Below are 12,889 nucleotides of genomic sequence, written 5' to 3'. Positions count from 1 at the left end.
ATCTAGAATTGTATCCTATATAAAAAAATATATAAAATAAGTTTATCAATTAAGGATATAATTCAATTGATAAGATCGAATTGCTGTTTTAGTATTGGATAATTTAGTTTGGATAAAATTTTAAAATAATAAATATGATCTTTTGAAGTGGCTATTGTTAAATGAAAATAATGCACTTTAATGATGTGATAAAACATGATTTCTCCTAAAACGTACGCCAAGGCAGCAAGAGTTGCACCTAAGGGCTTTAAAACTGCAAATGACTTCTTTGATCACGTTTTTAAAGATAAAGAAATGATATGGATGGGTCAAAACACCAACCATCTTCATGAAGATACAGAAATCATGGATGCCATGATATCTTGTGTTAATAGTAGAGAATACTGCAAGTACCCTCCGCCAGAAGGGTTTCCAGAGCTTAAAAAATTAGTATTGGAAGATCTGGGATTGGAAGAGAAATTTGAAATTCTCATTACTGCAGGTGGAACTGAATCACTGCACCTGTGTATGAATGATGTTTTGGAACCTCAAAATAATGCTATAACTTGTGATCCGGGTTATTTAATAATAGATAACTTTGCCAGTAGATTTAGTCACAGCGTTATATCAGTACCTATTTACAATGAAGAATGTGGTTATAAACTCACTCCTAAACTTGTAAGGGAACATATGGATGAAAATACTAAACTTATTTCGCTCATAGACCCTTTAAACCCATTAGGATCTTGCTACACTAAAGAAGAAATGGAAGAGTTTGCTAAAATTGCGACTGAGAACGATATTTATCTTTTGCATGATATAACCTATCGAGAATTTGCAAGAGATCATCATTTAGCTGCGAATTACGCTCCTGAGCATACAATTACGATTTATAGTTTCTCTAAAATTTTTGGAATGGCTGGACTTAGAATTGGAGCTACAATAGGCCTTCCAGAAATTATGAAATCAGTAAGGAGTATTGTAATAAATGATCTGGGAACTAATGTTCTATCCCAGACCGGCGCTATCGCGGCTTTAAAATCCAAAGATCAGTGGATTGACCATATTTGTGATACAACTCGCAACAATCAGAAAATCATAAAAGATGTGGTGGATAAGGTAGAAGGAGCATTTATACCGGTTTATCCTTCAGATGGTAATATGCTGGCCATTGACATTAAGGATACTGGAATTGATCCTCAGGCCATGACTGAATATCTACTGGAAAATAAAGTTTTCATTAGGCAAGGTAGTTATACCAGTAAACTTTTCGGCGATAGATACATCCGTGTCAGCTTTTCTGTTCCAGAAGAACATGTTAAAATATTTTCAGAAAAATTTTTAGAGGCCGTTGATGTTTTAAGGCCTATTTAATTATTTTTTTATTTTAATTCTTTATATTAAATCCTATTTTTTTCATTAATGGGTTTATAATATTCTATTTAATTATTATTCCTACTTTTTCTTTAATAACTATTCTAATGCTTGAAAATATAAAGAAAATAAAAGAAGGATAATATAAAAATGAACTAAAAAAGAAATTTAAAAACTAAAAAAATTAAAGAAAAATTCATAGGATTTAGTTTATAGATTTTATTCATCTTTTAAGTAGTAATATTCCCCAATTTCTTTTTGTTTACGATCCAGAAAGCTGTCGTATTTATTGACTCGGGGCCTTTTTGTTTCTTTGTCTCTCCGGAATGTAATTCCCACATCAGAAAGGAAACGATTCATAGAGTCTCTAAGTGCCACAGGACTGGTAGCATAACCTTCCACACCGGGCTTACCATGGAATACCATGGCCCGATCAGATATGTAATCTATGAACACTATGTCGTGATCAACTATTATGGATGCTGCATTTCGACTTTCCACAATTTTTCGAATGGTTCTGGAGGCAATTAACCTCTGTTCTACATCTAAAAATGCAGTTGGTTCGTCAAAAAGATAAACCTCGGCTTGAGTGGCCAAAGTCACGGCTATGGCCAGTCTCTGCAGTTCTCCACCACTTAAATCTTCAACCTGTTTATCAATAATTTCTTCTAAAGAAAAAGGCCTCAAAATTTCCGTTTTGAAAATATTTGTACCATAGGTGGGGGCATGGGTGTATAAAAAGTCCTGCACGCTTCCTTCAAAACCGGAGGATAGATACTGGGGCTTGTAGGATATGGTTACATTATTTTTAATCTTTCCTTCATCTGGTTTTTCCACTTCAGCCAGTATTTTGGCAAAAGTTGTTTTTCCTATACCATTGGGTCCAAATGCAGTTACAATCTCGTTGTGATATATTTTACCTTCTTCTGATTCTAATTTAAAGCCATCAAATGACTTTTTCAAGGGGGAATATTCTGTTAAAACTTCTCCTTCCTCTTCAGGAGTCGGTGGCCTAATCTGGAATAATATGGGATGCTTTCGGAATCTAACATTTTCTTCCCGAAGGAAACCATTTATATAGGCATTTATGCCTACACGAACTCCGCGCATCTGAGAAACTACTCCATAACCACCAGCTTTACCATATAAAACATGAACATAATCGGATATAGCATCTAAAGCAGCTAAATCGTGTTCAATTACCATAACGGATCTTCCTTCTTCGGCCAGTTCTCTTATTACTTTTACGGCATTTAAACGCTGTCTAACATCTAGCCAGGAGGTTGGTTCGTCAAAATAATAGAAATCCGCGTCTTTTAAAACGGCAGCAGCAATGGCCACTCGCTGTAATTCTCCACCACTTAATTTAGATATTTCCCGGTTTAAAATAGGCCTAATATCTAGAGTTTCCATTACATTATCCATCTGTTTCCGTTCATCCACTTGATCTAGGAGGTTTTTAACTTCTCCTTTCACGTATTTGGGGAGCATATCTACCATTTGTGGCTTGTGGACTACTTTTAGTTCTTTATTGGATAATTTATTAAAGTAGCTCTGCATTTGTGAGCCTTTAAAATAGTGGATTATGTCTTCCCAGGTCACTGTTTCATCATAATTTCCTAAATTGGGCTTTAGCTCTCCAGAGAGTATTCGGATTATAGTAGATTTCCCAATTCCATTAGGGCCTAATATACCCACCACAGAACCTTCACTTATGTTGGGCAGGCCAAATAACTCAAACATATTCTGTCCATATCGGTGTATTGGATCTTCCAGGGCTTCTGGAAGGTTTATGATGGCCACTGCATCAAAGGGACATCTTTTGGTACATATTCCGCACCCGGAACATAATTCTTCTGAAATTAATGGTTTTTTTGTTATCTCATCAATCACAATGGTGTCTTCTTCCATCCTAACTCCAGGACAGTATTCAATACATGCATAATTGCATTTTTTGGGCTGGCATCGATCATGATCTAATATGGAAATTCTACTCACTTTATCACCGTAATTATGTTTTAAGTTGTTATAATGCTTAATTTAATTAATTAAATTGTAATTAAATTGTAATCTTAAATTTAGATAATATTATATTTATTTATATTAAATAAGCCTTTTAAATCTATTTGAATTTATTAAAATAATATTTGAATTATTTGCTTATAATCTCTATATTTATTTGTTTATATTTGTTCATTTAAAATATTTGATTAAAATAATTAATTTGATGTTTAATTATGAATTTTTGAAGTGAGATAGATTTAGTAATGATTTTTCAAAATCAATTTTTTTAGAACTTATTTTTTAGTAAACAATCCATAAAAAACTATAAAAATCATAGGTAGATCCCAAGGAGAAATCAAACCAGAAAAACAAATAAAATTCCTATAAAAATAGCTATAATGGTCTTAAAACGAATTCCAAGAAAAAATAAAATAAAATAGAAAAAAAAGAATTCATAAAATTAGCTTATATTTTTTTAACAGCTAATTCTATGTCTGATGCTTTAACGGTCTTTCTTCCAGCGTGTTTAGCTAATTTAACAGCTTCCAAAGCTAGTGTTTCGCCCGTTTCTTCTAAAGCTTTTGCTAAAGCTTCTCTTGCATCATCACTGATTCGTTGTGCACCGGCGTTTTTTATGATACGTCCCACTGGTGCGACAGGTAATTCAGCCATAATATCACCTCAATTTTATCTGATACTCCATACTATTTAAATTTATCGTTGATATGGCCATGTTTGTGACCAATATCACCATTGTGACTCACCTAAATAATGCGAGGCTATGGGTGACATCATGATAATTCAGTTATTTGTAGGGGTGGCTCAAAATTTCTCTAGTTAATTTTTTGTACCTAATGGCCTTTGACATGAAAAATTAATATGCTATAATCATCAGATAGTGAGATAGAAAAACCGGGATTTTTTTAAGGTGAAAAAATGAAACAAGTTATAATTATGAGGGGTGACCTCAACATGGGTCGAGGCAAAATTGCTGCACAAGCTTGTCACGGTTCTTTAGGATCATTTAGAAAGGCAGATATACGTAAAATCAAAGAATGGGAATTTGAAGGAGAGAAAAAAGTTGTGGTGAAAGTTAACTCACTACAAGAATTATTTGAAGTTTTTGAACTGGTTAAGGCCGCAGATTTGCCTAACTATTTGGTTCGTGATGCTGGCCATACTGAGATTCCCAGTTCCACAGTAACATGTCTAGGAATTGGTCCAGATGATGATGAAAAAATAGACAAGATTACTCAAGACCTCAAGCTATTTAAATAAACATATTATTTTATGCTTATCTGCATTGAAACTATTAATAATAATGATAGCTATTTTTAAAATAATGGTTAAATTTAGATATAGATTTTTAAGTTGAGATTTCATTAATTTAATATTATTAAAAATATAATTTTGATGTTAAAATAATTCGATTGTGAGTACCATGGATTGGATAGTTAAAGTTGGGGGAAGTTTGTTTCCTGAAAATGCAGTAAAGCTGGTTAAGGCCATTTCTGAATCAACAGAAGAAAAATTAATGATAATATGTGGTGGTGGCTCTTTTGCCAACCAAATACGAGATTACGATTCTCAAATGAAATTTTCAGCCACAGCTAATCACGAATCAGCTATTATATGTATGGACATTATTGGCCGCTTACTTGCTGATAAAATTCCAGATGCTGAAGCAGTATATGATTTAAATTCTGCTAAATGTCTCGCCAATGAGAATAAAATTCCCATACTTCTTCCTTCTAGGTTAATGCACTATTTGGATCCTCTGGAACATTCCTGGAATGTTACTTCAGATTCCATATCATTTTACATTGCTCATCTTTTACAAGCAAAACTTTTAATAGCAACAGATGTAGATGGTATATATACCCGAATACCATCTGCCAAAGATGCTAAACTTATAAATGAAATAAGTGCTAAAAAACTACTATCTTTTGGTGAAACATCAATTGACACATCATTGAGCGAGCTTTTAATAGAATTCGGGTCTAATTGTTATATTGTAAATGGAAAGTACCCTGAGAGGACTCTTTCTATAATTAATGCTTGTGTTGATGTTGACAATACACAATACACACTAGTTAGAGGTGATTAAATGGAGAAAATAGAATGTACATCATGTAAACAGGAAATACCTCTGGTAGAAACTTATGTTAAGTTTGAATGTCCTGAGTGTGAAGAAATTATTTACCGATGTCAGAAATGCCGAACTTTCGGACATATCTACACATGCAAATGCGGATTTCAAGGACCTTAAGTTCAACTTGAGTTGTTCTTAATCTCTTAAATTTGATTTATTGGCTAATTTAATTTCATTCAATTCACTCTTTTGAATAGACTCTTTTTTTAAAAGAATTATTTGAAGACATATTCATTAGAATTCAGAAATACTGATTTTTCTATTTACCATAAATTTATATATAAAAAGTATTACATTTAGTAATAACAATAATGCAAATCAGTATTACTATAATGTGGATTGAATAAAACTTAACAAATAAAACTTAATAAGAAGTTTAATTGGAGGTTATATTATGGGAGAAGTTGTTGCTACCATAAAATTAATGCCAGAAAGTCCTGAAGTAGATTTAGAAAATATTAAAAAGAATGTTGAAGCTTCTATACCTGAAGGAACCGAATTACACAAAATTGAAGAAGAACCTATTGCTTTTGGCCTAGTGGCCTTAAATGTAATAGTTATTGTGGACGACGGTGAAGGCGGTACTGAAGAAGTTGAAGCTAACCTTTCTAAACTGGACGACATAGGCAATATTGAAGTTACAGATGTCCGAAGATTAATGTAAGGCCTTTTTTATAAGTTAATTAAGTTTTAACTTATTAATTTTATTTAAAAACGGTTGGTGATGGCGATTTTTGATCTCATCATAGCTTGCTTTATCGGAATTTTATTCGGTGCAATAACTGGCCTGATTCCAGGTATTCATGTTAATACTGTGGGGGCCATTATATTTGCATCGTCTGCTTTTCTTTTAAATTTATTTTCTATTGAATTTTTATGCGTATTTTTAGTATCCCTGGCCATAGCCCATGCACTTTTAGAGTTTATACCTTCCATGCTCTTAGGAGTGCCTGATGAAAGCACAGCATTGTCTATTTTGCCAGGCCATCGGATGGTACTGGAGGGCCGTGCCCGAGAAGCTATTCGATTAGTAGCACTGGGCGGATTTGGAGCCATTATAGTAACTATTTTTTTACTTCCACTATTTATAATGATTTTACCTTCACTTTATGAATTCATAAGGCCCTACATATGGATAATTCTGGTTCTGGTCTCAATTTATATGATAATGAGACTCAGTAAAGACACAAATACTAGAATCTGGTCTGGAATTCTTTTTCTTTTATCTGGAATAATGGGCTGGACCATGCTGCAAACACCTATATCTTCAAATTTATCATTAATGTGTATGTTTACTGGCCTTTTTGGAGTAAGCACTTTAATTTACAGTTTAAATGAAAAATCAATCCTCCCACATCAAAATAAGTTTCATAATTTTCATTTTAATACTCAAATATTTAGAGGAATAATGGCTGGGGGAATTGCAGGAACCATTTTGGGATTTTTACCTGGATTTGGACCGGCTCAGGGTAGTATAATTGCTCAAGAGTTGAGTGGGGGTGGGGGTGAGGAAAATACGGAAAGTTTCCTCACGGCCATAAGTGGAGTAAATACTGCGGATACCCTTTTTTCCCTGGTGGCCACATATTTGATTGGGAATCCTCGTAGTGGCATCGCGGTGTATATATCAAATTTTATTCAAGATTTCAACGTTAATTATCTCTTATTTTTCATATTTGCTTCACTCACTGCAGTTTCTATTTCTTTAATATTATGTTTGAAAATGGGGGACTGGTTCAGTGATTATATGCAAGGTATAAATTATAATAAACTTTCTAAGGCAGTTATAATCTTCATGATAGGTATTTTATTAATATTTTCTATTTTGGAAGGCGCATCTCTGCCATTCATGTTTTTGGTTTTTATCACGGCCACTGCTTTAGGACTTTTACCCCATTATTTAGGAGTAAGCAAATCCCACTTAATGGGCGTATTGATTATTCCAGCTATTGTGATATATTTTGGAATGTTTAACTGATTATTAGTTATTTTATAAGACTAATTTTTTATTTTAGATGTTTAATAAAAATATAATTGATATTATAATTAATTAAAATCAAAATAAAAACGCCATATTTTTAAATAAAATCAAAAATTTATTCAATAACCAAAATATTTTTGGCCAATTTTTGGGCAGATTCCACAAATTCTTTAGAATTCACTCCGGGAAATGGATCAATGATACATAAATCAAATTTTTCATCTAAAACTGAACCCAACTCCCTTATATCTAAATTATAAATTTCAAACTGCTCTCCATTAGCGATCATACATTTTTCTAATGTTTCATCGAAAAAATCAACTTTAAATCCATTAACTTCCAGATTTAGAGCAGTCATATTGGTAGCGGGCTTCCAAAGGTCATTAAAAACTACTCTACTTGCTCCTGACATTAAAGAAAAAATTCCCAGAGTCCCGGGGCCAGAAGTAGCATCTAAAACAGTAAACTCAGAATCAATGCAATGTTTTTTCATAAAAAGAGATGTTGAGGTTATTTTTGGGGATCTATGGGCTGGAAATTCAATATGTATCTCACTTTGATATTTGTGAAGACATATTGGTCCTTGAGGAGTGTTAATTATGTCACATCTCATATCACACCCGGCCAAGGTTTCATATATATGGGGTTCATGTGATGAGTCCTTTATACCTACGGTTTTATTAGTCTCGCCTTTAATAACAGCTTTGACTTCTGGAATTTCTTCCACTATCCTTTCAGCGCATTGCTGATTCATTTTTGGTGAAAGTACAATCAGAGATTTATCTCCCAGATAAGGAATGGCTTGAAGTGGATAAGCAGGTGTTATCAGCGGTACACAAGTGTTTCTTAGGTTAGAATGTTCATTTTGAAGATCTTCGTCGACCATTAGTTTTAATACGTGAGCTACAGTTATATCAAGATGTCTTTTTCCGCAAGAACATCTTTCAAACTGGGAATCAATGATATTTAGGTTTATTTGCTCTGAAAGTGGTGAAAATTTTTTCAGAGGTATTGTTTCGCATTGTTGGCATGGATTAAATGTTTCTTTTGCTTGGATCAATATTTCCTCAGCAGTCCTTATGCAGGTACTTCCGCACTTGCATTTTAATTCCATTATACAAATAATTATTAAATCTTCTATAAGTTTTTTTATAAATGATTCTGAGAAATATGATATTTCAGTATTTGAGATGAACTAGATGGTATCTATGATCAAAATACATAATGACTTGATTAAAAAAACGCTATTTCTTTTTATTATTGTAAAAATTCAGATAATGGCCATTGTGTAAAAATTATGCAAAAAACAATTAATTACGAACATATATTAAACATTTTAATTCCATATGCTTAAATATGGGTTAATCCATATTAAATATTTGAGTTTTATGAAGCAGAAACGGAAAGATATTCTGAAGGACCTTTTAGGTGAATTTGGTTCTGAAGATTATGATGAAAACACGGAAAAAGAAGATTCTGAGGATACTAATCCAGAAGTTAAACTTGATGAACCTATTATTCCAAAGGAAGAACCAAAAAGTTTTCAGGAATTTTTAGATGAAGAAGAGGTTGAGGAAGAGGATGATGATGCATTTAATATTGAAAAAATAATGCAAAAACCTGTTAAATCTCAAAAAATTATCAAGAAAACTACAGATAATTCTCGGGCTGAAATTATTGAAGAGGATTTAATACCAGAATATAATGTTAGTGTTCCTAAATTTTCAGATAGTGAAAAACAGCTTCTTAATGAAATAAGGGAAAAATTGGTTGAAGTCGCGGTTTCTAAGGGCGAAGATTTTAAAATTGATGAATCAAGCTTTATTAATGAAGTTAAAGAATTTTTGAGGATGAAGGGAGTCCGTAATATTGATAAACTTTCGGCTCAAATCTCTCAGGAAATGTTAGGGTATGGGGAACTTGATTCTTTAATTAAAGACGATGATTTGGAAGAAATAATGGTTATTGGTATAAACCGGCCAGTATTTGTTTATCACCGAAAAATTGGGATGATGGTCACTAATGTCGTTTTTGATAATGACAAAGACATTAGGGCACTTATTGATGTTATAGCCCGTCAAGTTAATCGTAGAATTGACCAGCAGACTCCTATTTTGGATGCTCGTCTGCCTGATGGTTCAAGGGTGAATGCTACAATTCCTCCAGTTTCTGCAGACGGTTCCAGCCTTACAATACGTAAATTCAGAAAAGATCCTTTAACTGTAATTGATCTTATTAATTTTAAGACCATGTCATCTCATCTGGCTGCTTTTATGTGGCTTTGTGTGGATGGGCTTGGTGTAAAACCTTGTAATGCAATTATTGCTGGGGGTACGGGTTCTGGTAAAACCACAACTTTAAACACAGTAACTTCATTTGTACCTCCTAGAGAAAGAATAATTACTATTGAAGATACTCTGGAACTTCAACTACCTCACACTCACGTTTTAAGAATGGAAACTAGGCCTCCGAATATTGAAGGGTCTGGTGAGCTTGATATGGATACTCTGGTAAAAAATTCTCTTAGGCAGAGACCGGATAGGGTTATTGTGGGAGAAGTAAGGGGTAGTGAAGCAATTACTCTCTTCACTGCTTTAAATACAGGGCATTCTGGATTTGGTACCCTTCACTCCAATACTGCCAGAGAAACTATTACTCGGCTTGTAAATCCGCCTATGAGTGTTCCTAATATTATGATACCTGCTTTAGACTTTATTATAATGCAAAATCGTATGTACCGTCCTGAAGGTGGGTCTATAAGAAGAATAACTGAAGTTGCTGAAGTAGTAGGTATGGAAGAAGGTAATGTTCAACTTAACCGGGTATTTGAATGGAATAATGTTACTGATAAAGTAGAATATGTTGGAATTGCCAGCCAAACTCTTAGAGCACTTTCTGAACTTAGGGGTGTAAGTATAACTGAAGTTGAGGAAGAAATCGAAAAGAGGAGACTAATTTTAGAATACATGGCAGATAAAAATATCCGGGGCATAGAAGAAGTTGGACAATTTATTAATGATTATTATAAAGATTCTGATGAACTACTGGAGAGAGTTCTATAAATAACTATATTTCATATAAATCAGATTTAAGGAATTGAATAAGTATGTATTCCTTCAAAACAGGTGATTATTATGGCTAACTTAAAGGATATCTTCGATAAAATTGGTGGTTTCACTATTGATTCCAGTAAAAAAGTTGGAGAAGGGGTTCAAATTCCTGTAAATAAATTGGGGGGAATAAACAATAAAATTGGTGGTGTTAGAACTAGTATGGGTGGTGTTAGAACTGGTTTGGGTTCAAAATCTGATTCAAAATCTGAAAAAACAGATAAAGATGATAAAACGCCCAAATACAAATTTAAACCAAGTGATACGTCTTCTAAAATCATTAAACGGATGAAAATGAGCCCTGAGGAAATTGATGTATTTAAAGGACTTATAGAATCTGATAAAGTCGATAAAAAATCACCTAAAGAAGATAAAATAAAAAGTGAATCTTTTCAAAAGGCTTCACTGGAAGAACTCCTTAAAGAAGAGGAAAAGGAAGGCCTAGATCCTAAGTTAATTATTGGCCTTGGATTGACTTCTGGATTAATTGTAATGGGAGTCATGATATTTCTTGGTTTTGGAATAGAGATTGGACTTGCACTTATGTTAGTTATTTTTTTAATGGCTATGGTGCTAATTTTCTTACCCAATCTTAAAAAAGGAGGACGTTCTGCAGAAGCTTCTAGAGAATTACCCTATGCCTTAAGACAAATGGCCACTGAATTGAGGGCAGGCTTGGGACTTCATGATAGTATGCGTTCAGTTGCTATGTCTGGGTATGGGCCGTTATCTGAAGAATTTGCAAGAACTTTGGAAGAAATAAAATATGGGGAAACCACGGAAAATGCTCTAATGGATATGAGTGAAAGAGTTGGCTCTGATGGGATGAAAAGGGCTATTTATCAGATAACTCGAACTTTAAGCAGTGGTGGGGATTTGGCCAAAACTTTAAACGTTATTGCTGATGACATTGCCTATGAAATGAGAATGAAATTAAAGGACTATGCTCAAAAACTAAACTCATTCACCATGATCTACATGTTTGTGGCTATTTTAGGTCCAGTTATACTTATGATCATGCTGCTGGCAGCATCTACAGTAATGGGAGGGGAGCTTTTCCCACCAATTGTTTTGATTATCTTGTATCTGTTCTTTTTCCCTTTGATTGTAGGATTCATGGCCTTTATGATAAAAAGATTAGAGCCTAAACTTTAAATCAAAAAATATTATTTTTTTTCTTCAAACACATTAGTAATATATGCTCTTGTTCATCACAGGCATATGTAAAACTGGCATTTTCCCGGCTTTACTAAATGAAGTAATATGATTAATTATCTGCTTATGACGTTCTGAAAGACCATTAAAATTATAAAAGGGCTGATTTTTTAGTAAAATTAGGAAAAAAAGACGGATGCCCTATTGCATTTTTGATATTATTATTACTATGAATGTAACTATATTTAGTTTCGAATAAATCGTATTAGAATTCAAATCACTACTTAATATATGCTCCTACCAATCCTATTTGAGGAAAGATAAATACTGACAAAAACTGCAGAATTACCACCAGCAGCAGAGTGGTTGCTACAAAGAGATATTCTGGCTTGCCAATTTTTTTATTTAAACTAGAGTATAATTGTGATTTATCTGAGTATCCCCGACTTAACATACTTAAATAAATGCTTTCGCCTCGTTCATAGGATCTTAAAAACATCATCATAATGGTGAAACCCAGCTGTTTTAATCTCCAACTGTAACTGGTTTTTTTATTAAAAATATCGAAGTTTCGTGAGGTTTGAGCATTGGTAATCTTTTTTAACTCATCATAAAATAGGAATATAAATCTTATCATGAGACTTAATATCATGGAAAAGTCTCGGGGCATCCCTAATTTTCGGAATGAATGAACAACTTCTTGCATAGGGCTTATAGAAGATAATAATATGATTGATGTTAAAGTCACAATAATTCGAGAAAAAAGCAAGGCTGCGAACATCAAACCTTGATAAGTGATATTAATTCCAAAAGGTAATATGTATATAACCTCTCCTGGGCGTATAAATGGCTGAAAAGCTATGATAAAAATACTAAATGGGAGAAGTATCAAAATTCTTTTAAAAGCTGCTTTGAATGAGATTTTTGATAGATAAATTAATAATAATAAATAAGCTTCCAAAGCTACTAAAACTATAATTTGGGTACTAAAAACTGTATAAACTATTATAAGTGTTAATAATATTAGTTTAATTCGTCCATCCAGTGAATGAAGGATGCTTTCTTTCATTGATTCTCTTTCAATTAGATAAATTGAATCAGCTATTCCCATTTTTTGTCTCCAAATTATATATA

Annotated in this window: 12 protein-coding genes; 8 read left to right on the top strand and 4 right to left on the bottom strand. The window is 33.1% G+C overall.

Features of this window, described 5'->3' with window-relative positions; genetic code table 11:
- Positions 1–195 precede the first annotated feature (195 nt).
- Positions 196–1,353: a pyridoxal phosphate-dependent aminotransferase gene (locus tag Q7I96_07700; protein ID MDO9627489.1), complete on the top strand. Its 1,158-nt coding sequence runs from the start codon at positions 196–198 to the stop codon at positions 1,351–1,353.
- Positions 1,354–1,572: 219 nt separating this feature from the next.
- On the opposite strand, the gene Q7I96_07695 is transcribed toward Q7I96_07700, so the two are convergent.
- Positions 1,573–3,351: a ribosome biogenesis/translation initiation ATPase RLI gene (locus Q7I96_07695; GenBank protein MDO9627488.1), complete on the bottom strand. Its 1,779-nt coding sequence runs from the start codon at positions 3,349–3,351 to the stop codon at positions 1,573–1,575.
- Between the two features lie 471 nt (positions 3,352–3,822).
- The gene (locus Q7I96_07690; protein ID MDO9627487.1) at positions 3,823–4,029 is read right to left on the bottom strand and encodes a histone family protein; all 207 of its coding nucleotides are present in this window, start codon (positions 4,027–4,029) and stop codon (positions 3,823–3,825) included.
- 264 nt (positions 4,030–4,293) lie between these two features.
- Here Q7I96_07690 and pth2 point away from each other — a divergent pair, with 264 nt between their 5' ends.
- From pth2 to Q7I96_07665, 5 genes are all read left to right on the top strand, one after another.
- Positions 4,294–4,635, top strand: a complete 342-nt coding sequence (gene pth2 / locus Q7I96_07685) for a peptidyl-tRNA hydrolase Pth2 (GenBank protein MDO9627486.1) — start codon at positions 4,294–4,296, stop codon at positions 4,633–4,635.
- Positions 4,636–4,798: 163 nt separating this feature from the next.
- Positions 4,799–5,464 (top strand): delta 1-pyrroline-5-carboxylate synthetase, encoded by a 666-nt coding sequence (locus Q7I96_07680; protein ID MDO9627485.1) that lies wholly within the window; start codon positions 4,799–4,801, stop codon positions 5,462–5,464.
- Complete coding sequence (locus Q7I96_07675) at positions 5,465–5,626, top strand: zinc finger domain-containing protein (protein MDO9627484.1); 162 nt, start codon at positions 5,465–5,467, stop codon at positions 5,624–5,626.
- 277 nt (positions 5,627–5,903) lie between these two features.
- The gene (locus Q7I96_07670; GenBank protein MDO9627483.1) at positions 5,904–6,173 is read left to right on the top strand and encodes an elongation factor 1-beta; all 270 of its coding nucleotides are present in this window, start codon (positions 5,904–5,906) and stop codon (positions 6,171–6,173) included.
- Positions 6,174–6,239: 66 nt separating this feature from the next.
- Entirely contained in the window at positions 6,240–7,487 is a 1,248-nt protein-coding gene (locus Q7I96_07665; GenBank protein MDO9627482.1) for a tripartite tricarboxylate transporter permease, read from the top strand.
- Positions 7,488–7,605: 118 nt separating this feature from the next.
- Here the strand turns inward: Q7I96_07665 and Q7I96_07660 are convergent, their stop codons facing one another.
- Positions 7,606–8,604: a methyltransferase gene (locus Q7I96_07660; protein ID MDO9627481.1), complete on the bottom strand. Its 999-nt coding sequence runs from the start codon at positions 8,602–8,604 to the stop codon at positions 7,606–7,608.
- A 274-nt stretch (positions 8,605–8,878) separates the two neighbouring features.
- Here Q7I96_07660 and Q7I96_07655 point away from each other — a divergent pair, with 274 nt between their 5' ends.
- Both Q7I96_07655 and Q7I96_07650 read left to right on the top strand, forming a co-directional pair.
- Complete coding sequence (locus Q7I96_07655; GenBank protein ID MDO9627480.1) at positions 8,879–10,552, top strand: CpaF family protein; 1,674 nt, start codon at positions 8,879–8,881, stop codon at positions 10,550–10,552.
- A 72-nt stretch (positions 10,553–10,624) separates the two neighbouring features.
- Positions 10,625–11,755: a type II secretion system F family protein gene (locus tag Q7I96_07650; protein MDO9627479.1), complete on the top strand. Its 1,131-nt coding sequence runs from the start codon at positions 10,625–10,627 to the stop codon at positions 11,753–11,755.
- 280 nt (positions 11,756–12,035) lie between these two features.
- On the opposite strand, the gene cbiQ is transcribed toward Q7I96_07650, so the two are convergent.
- Positions 12,036–12,866 (bottom strand): cobalt ECF transporter T component CbiQ, encoded by an 831-nt coding sequence (cbiQ, locus tag Q7I96_07645; protein ID MDO9627478.1) that lies wholly within the window; start codon positions 12,864–12,866, stop codon positions 12,036–12,038.
- Between the last annotated feature and the right edge of the window lie 23 nt (positions 12,867–12,889).

The organism is Methanobacteriaceae archaeon (assembly GCA_030656015.1).
In the GTDB taxonomy this organism is placed as follows: Archaea; Methanobacteriota; Methanobacteria; order Methanobacteriales; family Methanobacteriaceae; genus UBA349.
This window is presented reverse-complemented; position numbering and strand designations above follow the sequence as displayed.